At 62.1% G+C, this 16,202-nt stretch carries 14 protein-coding genes; 7 read left to right on the forward strand and 7 right to left on the reverse strand.

Annotated features, from left to right (window positions below; all coding sequences use genetic code 11):
- Window positions 1–471: 471 nt before the first annotated feature.
- Window positions 472–2,211: a GspE/PulE family protein gene (locus FJ959_RS31215; protein ID WP_140633876.1), complete on the forward strand. Its 1,740-nt coding sequence runs from the start codon at window positions 472–474 to the stop codon at window positions 2,209–2,211.
- 67 nt (window positions 2,212–2,278) lie between these two features.
- Here FJ959_RS31215 and FJ959_RS31220 read toward each other — a convergent pair whose 3' ends face one another.
- The 5 genes from FJ959_RS31220 to FJ959_RS31240 form a co-directional block, all read right to left on the reverse strand.
- Entirely contained in the window at window positions 2,279–3,004 is a 726-nt protein-coding gene (locus FJ959_RS31220; protein ID WP_140633879.1) for a DUF3299 domain-containing protein, read from the reverse strand.
- 35 nt (window positions 3,005–3,039) lie between these two features.
- Window positions 3,040–4,257: an FtsX-like permease family protein gene (locus tag FJ959_RS31225; protein WP_210239550.1), complete on the reverse strand. Its 1,218-nt coding sequence runs from the start codon at window positions 4,255–4,257 to the stop codon at window positions 3,040–3,042.
- The gene (locus FJ959_RS31230; RefSeq protein ID WP_140500970.1) at window positions 4,254–4,976 is read right to left on the reverse strand and encodes an ATP-binding cassette domain-containing protein; all 723 of its coding nucleotides are present in this window, start codon (window positions 4,974–4,976) and stop codon (window positions 4,254–4,256) included. Before FJ959_RS31230 ends, FJ959_RS31225 begins: the two co-directional genes overlap by 4 nt.
- Window position 4,977: 1 nt before the next feature.
- Window positions 4,978–5,559, reverse strand: coding sequence for a DUF2796 domain-containing protein (locus FJ959_RS31235; RefSeq protein WP_140633881.1), 582 nt, complete (start codon window positions 5,557–5,559; stop codon window positions 4,978–4,980).
- A 960-nt stretch (window positions 5,560–6,519) separates the two neighbouring features.
- A complete protein-coding gene (locus tag FJ959_RS31240) occupies window positions 6,520–7,329 on the reverse strand; it encodes an IclR family transcriptional regulator (RefSeq protein WP_140500977.1) in 810 nt (269 codons plus the stop codon).
- 211 nt (window positions 7,330–7,540) lie between these two features.
- Between FJ959_RS31240 and FJ959_RS31245 the strand changes: the two genes are divergently transcribed.
- The 6 genes from FJ959_RS31245 to FJ959_RS31270 all read left to right on the forward strand — a co-directional run bounded on the left by FJ959_RS31245 (window position 7,541) and on the right by FJ959_RS31270 (window position 13,929).
- Window positions 7,541–7,831: a DUF1330 domain-containing protein gene (locus FJ959_RS31245; RefSeq protein ID WP_140500979.1), complete on the forward strand. Its 291-nt coding sequence runs from the start codon at window positions 7,541–7,543 to the stop codon at window positions 7,829–7,831.
- A gap of 213 nt (window positions 7,832–8,044) precedes the next feature.
- Window positions 8,045–8,590, forward strand: coding sequence for a TRAP transporter small permease (locus FJ959_RS31250; RefSeq protein WP_181165438.1), 546 nt, complete (start codon window positions 8,045–8,047; stop codon window positions 8,588–8,590).
- Window positions 8,587–9,864, forward strand: a complete 1,278-nt coding sequence (locus FJ959_RS31255) for a TRAP transporter large permease subunit (protein ID WP_140500983.1) — start codon at window positions 8,587–8,589, stop codon at window positions 9,862–9,864. Before FJ959_RS31250 ends, FJ959_RS31255 begins: the two co-directional genes overlap by 4 nt.
- A gap of 465 nt (window positions 9,865–10,329) precedes the next feature.
- Complete coding sequence (gene gspD, locus FJ959_RS31260) at window positions 10,330–12,390, forward strand: type II secretion system secretin GspD (protein ID WP_181165439.1); 2,061 nt, start codon at window positions 10,330–10,332, stop codon at window positions 12,388–12,390.
- Window positions 12,387–12,947 carry an A24 family peptidase gene (locus FJ959_RS31265; protein ID WP_140567733.1) on the forward strand — a complete coding sequence of 187 codons (561 nt, stop codon included), beginning with the start codon at window positions 12,387–12,389 and terminating at the stop codon, window positions 12,945–12,947. Before gspD ends, FJ959_RS31265 begins: the two co-directional genes overlap by 4 nt.
- A gap of 103 nt (window positions 12,948–13,050) precedes the next feature.
- A complete protein-coding gene (locus FJ959_RS31270) occupies window positions 13,051–13,929 on the forward strand; it encodes a type II secretion system protein GspK (RefSeq protein WP_181167615.1) in 879 nt (292 codons plus the stop codon).
- A gap of 85 nt (window positions 13,930–14,014) precedes the next feature.
- On the opposite strand, the gene FJ959_RS31275 is transcribed toward FJ959_RS31270, so the two are convergent.
- Both FJ959_RS31275 and FJ959_RS31280 read right to left on the reverse strand, forming a co-directional pair.
- Window positions 14,015–14,761, reverse strand: coding sequence for an SDR family oxidoreductase (locus tag FJ959_RS31275; RefSeq protein WP_140525786.1), 747 nt, complete (start codon window positions 14,759–14,761; stop codon window positions 14,015–14,017).
- Window positions 14,762–14,801: 40 nt separating this feature from the next.
- Window positions 14,802–15,929, reverse strand: a complete 1,128-nt coding sequence (locus FJ959_RS31280) for an iron-containing alcohol dehydrogenase (RefSeq protein WP_181165444.1) — start codon at window positions 15,927–15,929, stop codon at window positions 14,802–14,804.
- Between the last annotated feature and the right edge of the window lie 273 nt (window positions 15,930–16,202).

The raw sequence follows: 16,202 nt of genomic DNA on the forward strand, positions 1-16,202 counted from the left end.
ACAAGGACGGCACCATGATGCTGCTCGGCGACGCCAAGAAGATGACCGAGGAAATCGTCAAGGCCATGGATCACTGAGATTGATACGCCCGGCAAGGCGATGAAGCGGGAAGGGCTCCAGCCACTCCAAGCCTGCTCATTCCAACGCGGCGCAGTCTGCGGCCCTCGGCTACGATCGTCACGGTCGCATGGGTCATGACGATTTCCCACCAGCTGCTGGCGGGCGTGACGCTTGCCTTGGTCGAGTGGGGTTCCGCAATATTGGCGGCGATATGTGGGTGTAGCGAAAGATTCTCAATCGCTACCTCGTGTGGCACCCGGTTCACCGTCTGGTGGGAGTAGAAGGGCACGGGCTCTTGACACCCATACCGCACAGCCTTCTGGTCTGGCGCAGCTTTCCGGGGAACCGCCGGGTCCGGAATCGTACGTCAGGCAGACCGCTCTGCGGACTAAACCGACAGACGGATTCGGCATGCGCAAGCCGGCGTCCATTGTGCTCAAGGGTCAAGTGCGACAGGTACGTTCAATGAACCCACAGCTTACAGACTTACACTCGCTCTTGTCGTCCATGGCCGGTGCCGGACTGGCGAGCCGCGAGGCTACGCGGGGCCTTTTCGGTGAGAGCACGGCCTCGCGAGCCTCCGACCTGCACCGCCTGATCGAAGCGCAGATCGTCGACGCCGATGCCCTCGCAGGCTTCCTGTCGTCCTATTATGGCGTGCGGCTTCTCGACCGGCACCAACTCGCCGACTACAGGCCCGTCGCGCAGAATCTCTCAAACCGATTTCTTGTGGAGAACTGGATCGCGCCGCTCACGGCGCCTGACGGGAGCGCCGCCATAGGGGTTCTCCACCCTGGAGACGCAGACCCGATAGAGGCGCTGCGATCCGTTCTCGACGGTGACGTCGAGGTCTGCGTGGTTCCCGCACCCGACCTGGAATCCTGCCTGGAACGCCTTTCCGGCACCCAGGATGTTGCCCAGGCCACCGGCGAAGGAGCAACCTCCGAAGCGGCTATCGCAAGCCTGCGGGATCTCGCGAGCGGCGCGCCGGTTGTGGTTGTCGTCGACGACATCTTCCGGCGCGCGCTCGACCTGAGGGCAACCGACATCCACCTCGAACCGATGCGCGGACGGCTCGTGATGCGTTTCCGTATCGACGGCGTCTTGCGGATCATGCCTCCGCCGCCGCACGAAATGGGCGATGCGATCGTGTCGCGAATCAAGGTTCTCGCCGGCCTCGACATCACCGAGCGCCGCAAGCCTCAGGATGGTGCGATGCGCCTTCCCATCGGCGACCGCGAAGTCGAACTGCGCGTTGCCACCCTCTCCTCCATCCATGGCGAGACCGTCGTCATGCGCATCCTGCACCGCGACAGCGTCCTGCTCGATTTCGCGGGCGTGGGCCTGGATGACCAGGAACGGCAGACGCTGGACCGGCTCCTTGAGCACACCCATGGAATGATCGCCGTCGCCGGCCCGACCGGCAGCGGCAAGACGACGACGCTCGCCGCCGCGCTCTCGAAGCTAAACGATCCGGGCCGCAAGATCGTGACCATCGAGGATCCCGTCGAGTACCAGATCCCCGGCATCGTGCAGTCGCAGATCAACTCGGCGATCGGCATCACCTTCTCATCCGCGATCCGGACGTTCGTGCGACAGGACCCCGACGTGATCCTGGTCGGCGAGATACGCGACGGCGAGACGGCACGGGCCGCCGTCCAGGCAGCGCTCACCGGACACCTCGTTCTCACCACCGTCCACGCGAACACCGCGGCGGCGGCCTTCACGCGTATGCGCGACCTGGGTGTCGAGACCTATCTGCTGGTCGGCGCCGTCCGCGGCATCATCTCCCAGCGCCTGTTGCGGCGGCTCTGCGATCACTGCAAGCAGGAAGGAATTCTTTCGGCCGAGACTTTCTCCTCCGACTCGCGCTACCAGGCTGTCGGGTTCTCCCAAGGCCAGAAAGTGTTCAACGCAGTGGGCTGCGGCCGTTGCAACGGCACGGGGTATCGAGGCCGCATCGCCGTGTTCGAGATCCTGGTTCTCGATGAGGCTATCATCGAGCTCGCTTCACAAGGGGCAGACCACTCCAGGATCGAAGCGCTCGCGCTGGAGCGGGGCATGAGCACGATGGCGCATGACGGTGCCAGGAAGGCAGGGCAAGGTCTCACCTCGCCGGCGGAGGTGCTCAGGGTCACCGGGTTTCGCTGAGCGCATCCATCCACGGACGCGCCTGCCTCCGACCAGCGGACTGGCGGTTGGCATTGCCTCCGCGGGACTATTGCCCGCCACCCTCGCCTTGATAGGGCTCGATGCTGTCGCCCTCCAGGACGTAGCCCGAAGCAACTTCGCTTGAACCGTCCACAAAGGAGAGGTCTTTCCTTTCGGACTGCACGCGCATCGTGCCGGTTATCATCACGCCCTCGAACAGGGCCGCAGGCGCGTACGGAGCAGTGGATTTCAAGTAGATCACCTGGTTCGGCGGCGGTGGCGGCTCATGGATGCACGCACCGAAATAGGGGACCAGCAGGAACTCCGTCGTACCGTTCGGATCAAAATCCAGGGGCAGCAGATAGCCGGCGATGGCCACCCGCTCGCCGTCCAACTTCTTCTCGGTAAGCGTTCCACGCCTCCCGATCTCCGTAGCCCAGGTTACGTATCGTTCGTAAAGCTTATCAAGATCGACGCCTTGCGTTGCGAGTTTTTCCCTGTCGGCGTCGACCCTTTTTTTGGCTTCGTCGCGCTGAAGGGCAAACTCTTCGCTCAACTCGCCCGACGGGTGACCTTTCCAGTATAGGACATTTCTCAGGGCCTCCTGCTGCTCAAAAGGAAGTGCGTCCGGGAAATTTGCCAGCGGTTCTGTCGGCGGGATCAGCATCTCCCATTTCAGCTGGGTTGCGGCCTCGCTGAATGCCGCGCCGCAGCCCGCGCCCAAAACGGCCAGGATGAGAGCGATGCAGCACAACATCGATCTCGTGTTGCCGAGGAATCCGGAAGTCTTCATGTTCTCACCATCATGCCATCTGCGAGTGACATCCTTTAGGCGCGACAGGCCGGCAGGAACCCGGCGGCCATCCCGCCGATCAATATTGCCAACAACAACAGGGCATCGGTCGTGGACGGAGGCTGAATGCCGATGTCGACGCCGAACTGTCTGTCAACAAGCGGGCGGGCCACCATCAGGACCGCATAAAGTGCCGCCGTTCCTATTGCGATTCCCGCTACTGTCAGCAGTGTCGCCTCTCCGACAAGAAGTCCTGCAACCGTGCCGGGCTTTGCCCCCAGCGAGCGCAATATCGCGATCTCACGCCGTCGCTCGTTGAGCGTCGACAGGATCATTGCCGACAAGCCGAGCATCGAGGTCACCACGACCATCGCGGAGACGCCAAGCAATGCGGTCTCGGCGGTGGCGACCAGTCCCCACATCTCCTGCAAGGCGACCCCCGGCAGCACAGCCGAAAGAGGCTCGGCCCTGTACTCGTTCACGCCGCGCTGGAACCCGATGACTTGCAGGCGCGACTTCAAGCCGATGATCGCGGCGGTTACCGCCTTCGGAGCAATGGTCATCTGCCGCAGACGGTCGGCCGGTGTAACTTGTCCCGGGATCCGTGAACCGGACCGCCAGTCGACATGAATGGCCTCGATAGCCTTGAGACTGACATGGAGGGATTTGTCCACCGGCGTGCCGGTACGTGCCAATATGCCGGACACGCGAAACGGGAGGTCGTCATGCTGCGGCCCAAGCGAGCCCGCACCGTGCGCGACAGTGATCTTGTCGCCGATGGAATAGCCAAGCCGGCTTGCAACATCCGAGCCGAGGACGACATCGAACAGGTCATCGAAGGGTGCGCCTGCGGCAAACGTCAAGGCCTGGCCGCCGCGATACTGGAGGTGCTCGAAATAATCCGGTGTCGTCCCGATGACGCGAAAGCCGCGATGGCTGTCGCCAAGTGAAAGCGGAATTGCCCAGGCTACCTGCGTGCGCGAAACGATGTCCTGGTAGCTGCGCCAGGTGACATTGTTGGTCGCGTTGCCAATGCGGAACACCGAGTAGAGAAGGAGCTGCATGGCACCCGATCGGGCGCCAATGACCAGATCCGCACCAGACACGGTCCCGGCAAAGCTGTCTCGCGCGCCACTGCGCACCTTCTCGACACCGAGCAGAAGCATGACGCTGACGGAGATCGAAAGGATCGTCAGCAACACCGTGATCCAGCGGTTGCGCAGCGATTGCAGAGTGAGACGTGCGACAATCATGCCCGGGCTCGGCTTTTCGACGTTGTAAGGATGTCGTTGAGCTGGATCGCCCGCGTGAAATGCTGCGCCAAGCGGCGGTCGTGACTGACCATGATCAGAGTTGCCTTTGTGGCCTCGATCTGGCCGAACAGCAGGTCGAGAAAATCCTGCTGCCGATCGTCGTCGAGAGCCGATGTAGGCTCGTCGGCGACAACAATATCGGGGGAGCCGATGAGCGCCCGCGCCGTCGCGACGCGTTGCTGCTGACCGACGCTCAGGGTGGCCGCCGTCTGCTGCCCGATATCCGCCGGAAGTCCCAGGGCCGACAAGAGGCGCCGGGCTTCGCTCTCCGCGCCTCCCGCGGCCGTTGCGCGGGCGCGACGTTCCGGTGCGAAGCTGAGCGGTAACAGCACATTGTCGATGACGGCGCCGTAGGGAAGAAGATTGAACATCTGAAAGATGATGCCAAAATGTTCCGCCCGAAACCGATCGCGCCCGCTGCCGCTCAATTCGTCAAGCCGTTGCCCGAGGACTTCCAAGCGCCCAGCTTGCGCCAACGCGATGCCTGTCAGCAAGCTGAGGAGCGTCGATTTTCCGCTACCGGATGCGCCAAGCAGCAGAAGACGCTCACCGCGGGAAACTTCGAACTCGCCGATTGAGAGGCAAAACGGGTCTCGCGCGTTCCACCTGTATTCGACGCCGTGCAAGCGCACGGCGTCCGTCGCGGCGTCCGCGTTCATCTCATCTCTCCAGATAGCGCGCCTCGCGGGACACCTCGAAAGCGGTCTGTCCATTGGCATCGACGACCGTCACGCCGAGTTTCCAGGATCCGGCGAAGCGATCGAAGAAGGGGAAGTCGAGCCACGCGGCCTGGGCAGTATCCGCGCAGGCGAGAGCATAAGTTGCTCGGAACTCGGTGTGATGGGTCCCGTGCTCTTCAGAACCCGCGGCCTCACCAGCCTCCGCGGTAGCAGGGTGGTCCTCATGTTCTTCCGTGACGACTTTGACGTCGGCGGAGGTGACGGTGCACCCTGCGGAGTCGGGCATCGCGAAGAGCTTCAAGGGTTCCTTAAGGTCGGCGAGCGCGGTCTCGACGGCGCTCTTCTGCTCCGCGGTTTCAGCTTCGTGCTCAAACCCGACAATATCCATGCCAGGGGCAGCGAGCTCCATCTCAACATTGTTGGCCTCGAAAGCGATCGCCAATGTCCCGTGTCCATGGACATGTGGTCCAAGCTCTCGACGATCTTCTTCTGCGTGCGCCGTCGAAATAACAATAAACATGCCAGCGGCAAACAACGTCCCGGTGTGGTGATGCAATCCCATCTCTGTCTCTCCAGATCGATATGGTCATTAGCCGCCATAACAAGTGTCGGCGCGTTGCGCGACCGCGAGAAGCGGCAGTTCAGCCATCCATTCAAGCTCGCGAAGGGCCGCGGATGTCGTAGTGTGAAGAGAGTTCTCTGGGGTCCGGGCGCGCCGCAGTCGCGACCCAGTCGATCGCGTAGAAGGTGAGCTCGGAAAGGACATGAACTGCCGCAGGCGCCGGCAGTGCGGCTCCCATGGAGCCGATGATGCATATGTCACAACGGCCCTGGGACTTGTCGTCGTGGTGCCCCGACGCGGGCCCTTCTCCGGATCCTGCGAGCGACCGCTCGAAGCTGGATAAGAGCAAGCCGTTTCTATGCGTCGGGCCATCGATGTGTCCGAAAGCAAATGCGATATGGAAGAGCATGCCAAGCAATGTCACCCAGGCTATCGCCTGAGATCGTCGCAGCCATTCCGGCACAGTGAGTTCGCTTGGTGTCATCCTGGAGGATGTCCTGGTTCAAGACATGTGAGGAGGCCTGCGGGGCGCGCCGCTGAAGGTCTTGAGATACTCGGCTTAGTTGATTCGTCGAGAGCGTCGTGTGCCCTGTGACGGTTGTAGCGGTGGGCGAAGGCATTGACGAAGGGCTGCCGCTTGTCGATCTGGTGCGGCAAGTCTCGCGGCAGGATCGAAGCGGCGATTTCGAGGTGTGCGTCTGGCTTTTTCTCTCGCTTCTTGCCAATGGCTGCTGGCACGTTGGCCTCCCAATCCGCGAGCATGTCTTCGAGGCATGCTTCAACGAGCTTGTTGTGGGCCCCTTCGGGCCTGCCTGCCGGGTTCCGGACTGACCTGGCTTGAACGGCCCCCAAGGCTGTTTCGGTGCTGTTGGATCAGCCATCTTCCTCAGCGTCGAATGATAGCGATGCCGTTAAAGCGGTACGTCGATGGTGGCGATGGACGCGGTGGCGCGCCCGGCGCTACACCATCCTGGACAATTCGCCACTGATCTGTTTCGCCGTTTGACGCACCAGCCTTGCGCAGAGCTCGTGGCGCCGAGCGTCGTGCCGGTACACCGGCATGCTGATGCTGACCGCTCCGATCGGTTCCCCCGAACGATTGAAGATCGGGCTGCCGAGACAGCGGATATCCGGTTCGTTCTCCTCGTCATCGAACGCGAACCCTTGCTCGCGCGTCCGCTTCAACTCATCGAACAGCGCTTCGGGTGTCGTGAACGTCTTGGCGGTATGGCGTCTCAGATCCAGGCTCTTGATGACTTCCAACAGCCGCTGGTCTGGCAGACCAGACAGCCACGCCTTACCCACGGATGTCGAGTGAAGTTCAACCTGGCCGCCAATGCTGGTTTTCATCTGAACCCTGCTGGAGCCCACCAACTTGTCTATGTAGACCATCCGGTTGTTGCTGGGCACCGCAAGGTGAACCGCCTCATCGGTTGCGTCGCGGAGCGAAACCAGAAAATCCCTGGCGATCGTCCGCAAGTCGGAGTCCTCCCAGGTCTTGGCAGCAAGCTGGAGGAGGCGCGGCCCCAAGCGGAACGTTCCACCCTCTCCCGACTGTGTGATGAGTCCCTCCGCCGTGAGCGCCGAAACGAGACGGTAGACCGTCCCCCGGGGAAATGGCGCGCACTTTGTCAGTTGGGCAATGTCCAAGGTTCCAGGGGCATCCGCGATGATCTGCAGCACCGTGATGAACTTCGAGAACGAGGCCGCTCCCTGCACGTGAGTAGAAGCTCTCTCATCGGCTTCGTCCTGGAGCTCACTTAGGCCCATGGCGCATCTCCTTGCAAGCTTGACAACGAAACATGGTGGTACTACACGCTTTTGGACAAGCTGTCCATATTGTAGTCAGCGTCGTAGTTTCGGTTCTAGCCGTGTGATCGAGGAGGATCAACGGCAAACGCACTTGTGGCGAATTTGAATGCATCGGGACGTCCGTATCTTCCGCGAGAGGGTATGGGAATTTCTGTGGGAGAGGAAGCAGATGACCAAAAAAGGATACTGGGTTGCAATGGTCGATATCGCGGACCATGAGGGCTATAAAGAATACATTGCCTTGAACAAGGCAGCATTCGACAAATACGGGGCGTCCTTCGTCGTTCGCGCGGGAACGAGCCAGGTCATGGAGGGCCCTCACGCGAACCGCCTGGCGGTCATCGAGTTCAGGGACTACGAGACCGCTCTCGCCTGCTACAACTCTCCAGAGTATCAGACGGCGATCAAGGCCCGCGAGAAGCATGCCAAGGCACATCTGGCCGTGGTGGAAGGTGTCTGACACCGGAAGCTCGCCCGGGACCTCCTACTGGTTGGAGGGATCGTTGGCTTTACCCCTGCGCTGTTCGACCGGATGAGCAGGACAGGCCTTCATCACGCGATTGGGTGTTTCTACCCCATCAGCATGCTGGAGGCTCCCTGCTCACGGTCTGCGGATTCTCGTCAGAGTGCCGCAAGGATCGATGCATGCGCGCACAACCTTTTGGGAGCAGTTATGACCACGCCGTTACAGTGGCTTTTCAAGGCTTTTGACGTCTTCGTCGTCGTCGGCATGGCCGTCATCAGCATCCTAATCTTTACAAATGTCGTGCTACGCTACGGCTTCAGCTCAGGCATTCCGTTTGCCGTTGAAGTCTCCCGTGTGGTCCTCGTCTGGATCATCTTTATGGGATCCGTGGTGGCCCTAGCCAAGGGCGCGCATCTCGGCGTCGACTCATTGGTGGTCCGGTTGCCTCGCAGGGCGCGCTTCGTCTGCTTTCTTGTTTCGTATGGCTTGATGCTTTGGTGCTGCTGGCTCCTGGCACAAGGCAGCTGGTCACTCACCGTGATCGAATGGGGCAACGTCCAAGCACTGTCGGGAATTCCCGTCGGGGCCATCTACGCCGCGGGTATTACCGCTGCCATCATGATGGCTCTGATCCTCCTTCTTGATCTGTGGCGCTCGCTGCGCGGCATCCTGCCCGCCCCGTGGTCGGGAGCAGAGATCGATGTGCCGCCACCGGCCGTGTCCCCCGCGCTAGTTTCGGAGAAAACACCGTGAGCGGCTTGGTCTTCATAGGTTCACTCCTCGGTGCAATGGGCATCGGGATTCCAATCGCCTTCGCCCTGATGCTGTCGGGCGTCGCGATGATGATGCTGATGGGAAATCTGGATGCACAGATTCTGGCGCAGAGGCTGGTCAATGGCGCTGACAGCTATCCGCTGATGGCGATCCCGTTCTTTCTCATTGCCGGCGAGCTCATGAACGCCGGCGGCCTCTCCCGCCGCATCGTGAACGTGGCCCTGGCGCTCTTCGGTCACATACGTGGCGGCCTCGGTTACGTGGTCATCGGCACGGGCTTGCTGATGGCCAGCCTCTCCGGATCGGCAATCGCGGATACGGCGACGCTTGCCGTCATGCTGATCCCTCTTATGCGCGATGCGGGCTACAGCATGAGTCGCGCCTCGGGCTTGATGGCGGCGACGGGCATCATTGCCCCCGTGATCCCGCCCTCTGTCGGATTCATCATCCTGGGCGTCACCGCAAACATTTCCATCGTCGGCTTATTCCTCGCCGGAATCGTGCCAGGGATCCTGATGGGGCTGAGCCTAGTGGTGACTTGGTGGATCGTCTCCAGAAAGGAAACGTCGGCGGTCCAGCCCAAACTCCCGCGCAGGGACATCCCGAAAGCCATTCTGACCGCCGGTTGGGCGTTGATGCTGCCGGTGATTATCCTGGTCGGACTGCGGTTCGGCATCTTCACCCCCACGGAGGCCGGCGTCGTTGCAGCCTTCTATGCACTGTTCGTGGGGCTGGTTGTTTATCGGGAGCTGACGCCGCGGCTGCTCTTTGACGCGCTGCTCGACGCCGGTCGAATGACGGCAGTAATCATGCTGCTGGTGGCAGCCTCCGTGGTCACCGGCTTCATGATGACGATCGCCAGTCTGCCCGCCCAGCTCGTTACTCTCCTCAGTCCTTTCATCGATATGCCGATCCTGCTGATGGCCATGATCGTTCTGGCGATCTTTGTCATCGGCATGGTGCTCGATTTCGCACCTTCGATCACCATACTGGTACCCATCCTCATGCCGCTCGTAACGGCGGCCGGGATCGACCCGATCTATTTTGGGGTCATGTTCATCATGACCGCCGCGGTCGGCATGATTACGCCCCCTGTCGGAACTGTCCTCAACACGGTGTGCGGAATCAGCAAAGTTTCAATGGGGTCGGCCCTGAGAGGTGTGTGGCCTTTCCTTCTGGCCGAGATGGTCCTCATCGTGCTGCTGGTTCTGTTCCCGGCATTGGTGACCGTGCCAGCGGGCTGGTTCCATTGAGAATCCCAACCGTGGAGGAGTTAGGCTGAACATTCGACGATGGCTTTGCCGCCCATGCGAGCAGGGCCTCAACGACGACGTCGGCGGGGCCCTGACGCGGGAGGAGTTGCAGCCGCTGGCGCAGGCCAATGTCGAATCGCGGCATAAGTTCGAGTTCTTCACCTACCTCGGGCTGACCGAGGTCGACGAGGTGTACGGTGTCCAAGCGGGAAGCAGAAAGCGTGCCCTGTGGTTTTCAAGCGTCATAGAACGGTACTTTCCCGAGGCGGCGGGCGTAGGCTTGGGTTGGGTGTGTAGGTGAGGGTAGGTCGGCAAGGCAGCGCTCCAAATGCCTGTTCCGTGTGGGTTCGCAGAGGCGCGGCGGCCTGCGTCCTGGCGGTAGTGGCCGCGTGTACCTCCACTGGTGATTATCTTGGAGACGTTGCCGCGCGGCCGGATGCCCTGGACAAGGTCGCGAACGCAGATTTGAGTGCGCGCAAGCCTTCCGGCGGCGGTTTTCTGTCGAGGCTCGGCTTCGGCCGCACGCAGAACAACCGGCAGGGTGAAGTATACTACGGATACCAACAGCAGCTGACTGCCGGCGAGCGCAAGTCGCTCGAGCGGCTGAGCGGCGAAAAGTTCGAGGTCAACCTCGAGGAGGCCGAGATCAAGGTCGCGGCCCGCACGGTGCTGGGCGAGGTGCTGGGGATCAGCTACTCGCTCGACCCCAGAATCGCGGGCAAGGTATCGATCACGACGTCGAAGCCTACGCCGGCCGCGGAAATCCTCACCATGTTCGAGTCCGCGCTGCACAGCAGCGGCGTGGCCATGATGCGCGAAAGCGACCGTCTGCGGCTGATACCTGCGAACGAAGCGTTCGGAGCCGCCCAACTCGATCCGGGCACCACCATCCAGCCTGGCTACGCCGTCACGGTGTTTCCCCTGAAAAACGTTTCCGCCAGCACGATCCTGCCGCTGCTCGAAAACTTCGTCGCCCGTCCCGGCATGGTGCGCGAGGATCCCAGCCGCAACGCGTTGATCTTCCAGGGGACGGCGGCGGAGCGGACTGCGGCGATCGAAGCAGCGCGCTCTTTCGACCAGGACTGGCTGGCCGACCAGTCAGTTGGCATTTTCCCTGTCAACAATTCCAGCGCCGCCACCATGATGCCCGAGCTGACCCGCGTGCTCGACATCGGGGAGGGCGGTCGCGGACGCAACACGATCAGGGTCGAGCCGATCGAGCGCAGCAATGCGATTCTGGTGGTGGCGAAGACGCGCAACCAGTTGCAGCGCGCGGCGAGCTGGATCGAGCGGCTCGACCGGATCGACGCGTCTGCCTCCAATTTGCGGGTGTACAAGGTCCAGCACCTGGAGCCACGGCGCCTTGCATCGATGGTCAACGAAATATTCAACGGCGCCCCGGCATCGTCGGCTTCGGAAGACCCGGCCTCGCAGTTTCCGCCCGGCTCGCAGGCCGACGGCCAGAATCAGGGCGCAAACGGTTCGCAGGCGGCCACTGCGACGCCGGATCAGCGCATGGCGGATAGCCTGCCGGCCCCCGCTGGCGAAACCGACCAGCCTATCCCGGGCGGTGGTGGGTCGCAAAGCGGCGTGCGCATCGCCGCGAACCCGGAAAACAACACCATTCTCATCTACGGGCGGCCCGACCAGCAACGGCTGATCGAACAGGCGATCACCGCACTCGACAGGCCGCAAGAGCAGGTCGCTATCGAAGCGACGATAGCCGAGGTCACCCTGACCAACGAGCTGCGCTATGGCGTGCAGTTCTTCCTGAAATCCAATGATATCGGCGTGGGCGGCAACCACGGATCGGTCGGTCTGTTCCAGGAAGCCAGCAAGGCCGTGCTGTCGCGAACGCTTCCGGGCTTCAACCTGCTGCTTGGCCCCGACACCGAGCCGCGCGTTGTCATCGATGCGCTGCGCGGCGTTACCGAGGTCAAGGTGCTTTCCTCGCCCTCGGTGGTGGTGCTCGACAACAAACCCGCCTTGCTGCAGGTCGGTGATGAAATACCGATCGTCACCCGCACCGCGCAGTCCGTCACCGATCCCGAAGCGCCGGTCGTCAACAACGTCGAGTTCCGCGATACCGGCGTGATCCTGAAGGTTCTGCCCCGGATCACCGGGAACGGCACGATCAGCCTCGTCATCGAACAGGAGATCAGCTCGGTCCAGCGCAGCCAGGCCCAGTCCCTGACGCCGACCATATCGCAACGAAAGGTCAGCTCGACCGTATCGGTCACCAGCGGCCAGACCGTGATGCTCGGCGGACTGATCAGCGAACGCCAGCAGCGCGGCCGCGACGGTGTGCCGGTGCTTGGCGATCTGCCCGTCATCGGCGACGCCTTCCGGAGCAACCAGAACTCCGCGACGCGGACGGAGCTGATCATCCTGATCCGGCCTCAGGTCATGAAGGACGGCATGGATGCGCAACATGTGGCGGAGGAGATGCGGTCGCAATTGCGGCTGATGAACGAGCCATCCAGAAACGTGCCGCTTCGGCGGCCGGCCAAGACGATGATCGAATGAAGATTCTGAGGGCGCGGCGTCGGTCTACCGCCGCCGTCGCAGTCGCGCTCGCCGCCGCTACCGTGCCGGCTGTCATGGGAAGCCCCGCATTCGTCGTCGCTTCGGCGCTTGCGCTATGCCTTCTGGCCGCGGCAATCGCGGTCCATGATCTTGCGTCTTTGCTCATTCCTGACCGCTACACGGCCGGCATCTTGGTCGTCGCGCTCGCCGACTGGTGGTTTGAGGCGAGCGATTTCGCCGCGCTGGCCTGGCGCATCGGGCCGGGGGGCGTCCTGATGCTCCTGCTGTGTCTGTTCGACGTCACGTATGGGAGGCTGCGCGGCCGCGACGGCATAGGCTTCGGCGACATCAAGCTGATCGGTGTATCCACCGTCTTGGCCGGGCTGGCCGGCGTCGGCGCCCAGATCCTGCTTGCTTCGGTCGCGGCTTTCATCTTCAGCATCATCCGCGCGGTTCGCTTGCGCCGCCCGCTCCGTGCCGCGGCGCGCGTTCCGTTCGGAACGTTCCTCGCGCCGGCACTGGTCATCATCTGGGCGTGGCTGCCCGCCGCATGGTGATCACATTGCTTGAGCCGGGGAGCGAAGTCTTGATTTCGACGCGATCGTGGCGTCACCTTTCGTGGCGAAGCATGGGGCCGAAATGGGTCTTGCGGCAGTGGGCATGAACTCGGCAACGACCCGGCGAGGTGCAATCCTCGTCAGCGTCCTGTGGATCATGATTTTTCTGGGATTCCTTGCCGTCATACTTCGCGTGCAGATGACCGGGGTCGTGGCCAGTGTGCGCGTCACGGAAGACAAGGCGTCGGCGCGCATTCTGGCGGAAGCCGGGCTGTCGCAGGCCGCGGCCGAGATCCGCGCTGGCCCGCCCGACAGTGTGGGCAAGCTGAGCGATCAGATTTCGTCCACGATCACCCTGCCGGCCGGGGTCGCTTCCATCTCTGCGAGAAATGAAGCATTGCGGATCGATCTCAACACCGCCGAGCGGCCGCTGATCGTTGGCGCGTTGCGAGCCGCCGGCGCCGCTCCCGGAACCGCGGAGGATCTGGCGACAAAGATCATCGGCCACCGCGCCCGGCCGACTCCGGCGAACGGACAGCCGGCCGGTTCCGCTCCGCAGCAGGCTGGAAACGACACAAAGCTGTTTCAGACGGTCTCCGAATTGGCCGCCTTCCCGGGAATAACGCCCGACATGGCCATCGCCATCGAACCCTATGTCACCGTCTCCTCCGGATTGGCCGGCGTTCGCCTGGAAGCGCTCGATGATGGACTGCTGGGCGACATTCCTGGCCTGCCGCCGTCGGTGCGAAAGGCGATCAAGGATTTCCACGCCGGCCGTCTGTCGCGCGAGCAACTCGATCAGTCGCTGGCGGGGGTGACCTTCAACACACTGAAGCCGGCACCGAGCTGGCGCGTCGATCTCAGGACGACCCTGCGGTCCGGCTACAGCGAATCTTTCGAGGCATTGATACTTGTATCGAACGCGGACGAGGCACCTTACAGAGTGCTTGACTGGCGTCGCGCGGCAATTGAGCTGGAATGAATGCCCGTGGATGGGGCGCGACTGGTCTCAGCAGGAGTGCCAGGCCAGCCTGGCACTCCCAGCGGAATATCCCGACCGCGGAGCATCAGAGCCCCCCGGACACCGTGATCAGGGTGCCTGTCATGAACCCCGCGCCAGGAGACGCAAGCATCAGGGCCGCGCGCGCGATGTCTTCAGGCTCCGCGATGCGCCCCATGGGGGTTGCCGCCGCAATCCTGGCTGGTCGCTCGGGGTTTCCGCCTTGTGTGTGTATCCGCGTGTTGGTGGTCCCGACACGTATGGCATTCACACGGATGCCCTCCGGCGCCAGTTCTTTCCCCGCGCCGATGGAGATGGATTCCACTGCACCCTTGCTTGCGGCATAATGCACATATTCGTTCGGGCTGCCGAGGAAGGCGGCGAGCGAAGACATGTTGATAATCGTCCCGCCTCTGCCGCCCTTGCGGTTGGACATGCGTTTCGCGGCTTCCTGTATACAGTACATGACGGCGAAGACGTTGGTCCTGAAGGTGTTTTCCAGCACCGCGGGCTGCAACTCATCGATTCTGCAGGCTTTCCCAATGATCCCGGCATTATTGACCAGGCAGGTCACTCGCCCCAGTGCATCGTCGCAGGCACTGAACAGGGCCTCGATGTCCTCCCTCTTGCCCACGTCTCCCTGTACCGCGATGGCGCGGGCGCCTGCGGCGTTGCAGTGCTCAACGACTTCGGATGCAGCGGCAGCATCCGAAAGATAGTTTATGCAAACATCGTAGCCTTCAACGGCGAACAGCCGCGCCGTTGCGGCACCGATGCCGTGGCTTGCGCCCGTTACGATCACGATCGGTCTCACGGAATTACCTCCTCGCTCCTCCTTTGAGGGCATTCGCAGCCTAGAAAACGGTCTCAAGGATCGCGGCGTAGTCTTCCTTGGTCAGCGAACGTGGATTTGTGGGATGGCTGTGGTCTGCAATGGCTCGCTCACACACCCAATCGATGACGTGCCGGGGAACCCCCAGTTCGGACAATCTGGGCGTAATGCCAAGACTACGGTTCAACCCGTCCAGTGCATCTGCGAGCGTTGTATGTTCAAGTCCCGCCAGGCGCTCGAGGTAGTCGACCTTCTGAGCCACGGCTTGAACTTCCACGTTCCACCGAAGGACGGTCGGCATCAGGATGGCGTTGAGCGTCCCATGATGGAGCTTAGCCTCCTTGAGACCGCCCAATGCATGGCTAAGCGCATGGACGGCGCCAAGCCCCTTCTGAAACGTCATGCCCCCTTCGAGGGCACCCATCATGAGTTCGGTCCGCGCCTCCGCGTTCGCGCCGTCTGCGTAGGCGACAGGCAAAGCCTTCCATATCCGTTGGAAGCCGTCGGTGGCAATTGCCTCGGCAGGCGGATTATAGCGGGGGGAAAGATACGTCTCGATACAATGCGACAGTGCGTCGAGCCCTGTCGAGGCCGTCAGAGCCGGGGGGAGCCCCATCGTCAACCCCGGGTCACAGATCGCCCTGCGCGGGATGAGGTGCGGGCTGATAAATCCGAGCTTCCGGCCGTCATCCAGTGTGATCAGTGCCGCGCGTCCAACTTCGGACCCCGTACCCGCCGTTGTCGGGATGGCCACAAGCGGCGCTACCGCGCCGGTGATGCGTGCCAGCCCGCCCAGGATCGCTGCATAACGCTCAAGTTCACCATCGTGCGTGGCAAGCAGCGCCACGCCCTTTGCCAGGTCGATCGGAGAGCCTCCGCCAATCGCCACTACCCCATCGCAGCCGCCTTGCCTGTATAGCGCGAGACCGGCAGCAACTGCGCTCTCAGTCGGGTTGGAGGGAACGTCCAGGAAGATCGGCGCTGTTCTCAGGAACTCGAATACCGGACGCTCAAGCAAACCAGCGGATTTGATGCCGTGATCGCTGATCACCAAAGGGCGGGACACGCCGAGTTCGCCCAAAATTTCCGCCAGTGACTCGGCCGCTCCAAGCCCGAAATTGATATTTGTAAGGTAGTTTATGTTGTTCACGCTGCCACTCTCCTTGACATTCCGCACATGCATCGCTGCAGCCACCGCCTGGCATTCGGCACATTCGTGCAGCCGGTGAATGCGAACGCGCGACCTTTTTGGAATCGCTTAGTCCATAATATGGACAATATGCCCAAGCATTGGGTGGAACTGCACACTTGTCAAGCTCCCCCTTTTGGTTGCGGCGTTCCCGCCGCCTGTCGGTAGCTAATCAAGTTGTCCGGTTTGGTAGCACATGATCTGTCCGCTTCTGTTTTGGCGTCGAAGCGGTTC

It is taken from the genome of Mesorhizobium sp. B2-2-4, from assembly GCF_006442375.1.
Lineage (GTDB): Bacteria > Pseudomonadota > Alphaproteobacteria > Rhizobiales > Rhizobiaceae > Mesorhizobium.

Bases quoted from the DNA above. Each gene is read 5' to 3' on its own strand.
- FJ959_RS31270 (WP_181167615.1), top strand. From the start codon at position 13,051: ATGAACTCGGCAACGACCCGGCGAGGTGCAATCCTCGTCAGCGTCCTG.
- FJ959_RS31265 (WP_140567733.1), top strand. From the start codon at position 12,387: ATGAAGATTCTGAGGGCGCGGCGTCGGTCTACCGCCGCCGTCGCAGTC.
- FJ959_RS31230 (WP_140500970.1), bottom strand. From the start codon at position 4,976: ATGAACGCGGACGCCGCGACGGACGCCGTGCGCTTGCACGGCGTCGAA.
- FJ959_RS31240 (WP_140500977.1), bottom strand. From the start codon at position 7,329: ATGGGCCTAAGTGAGCTCCAGGACGAAGCCGATGAGAGAGCTTCTACT.
- FJ959_RS31220 (WP_140633879.1), bottom strand. From the start codon at position 3,004: ATGAAGACTTCCGGATTCCTCGGCAACACGAGATCGATGTTGTGCTGC.
- FJ959_RS31235 (WP_140633881.1), bottom strand. From the start codon at position 5,559: ATGGGATTGCATCACCACACCGGGACGTTGTTTGCCGCTGGCATGTTT.
- FJ959_RS31225 (WP_210239550.1), bottom strand. From the start codon at position 4,257: ATGATTGTCGCACGTCTCACTCTGCAATCGCTGCGCAACCGCTGGATC.
- FJ959_RS31245 (WP_140500979.1), top strand. From the start codon at position 7,541: ATGACCAAAAAAGGATACTGGGTTGCAATGGTCGATATCGCGGACCAT.
- FJ959_RS31250 (WP_181165438.1), top strand. From the start codon at position 8,045: ATGACCACGCCGTTACAGTGGCTTTTCAAGGCTTTTGACGTCTTCGTC.
- FJ959_RS31215 (WP_140633876.1), top strand. From the start codon at position 472: ATGCGCAAGCCGGCGTCCATTGTGCTCAAGGGTCAAGTGCGACAGGTA.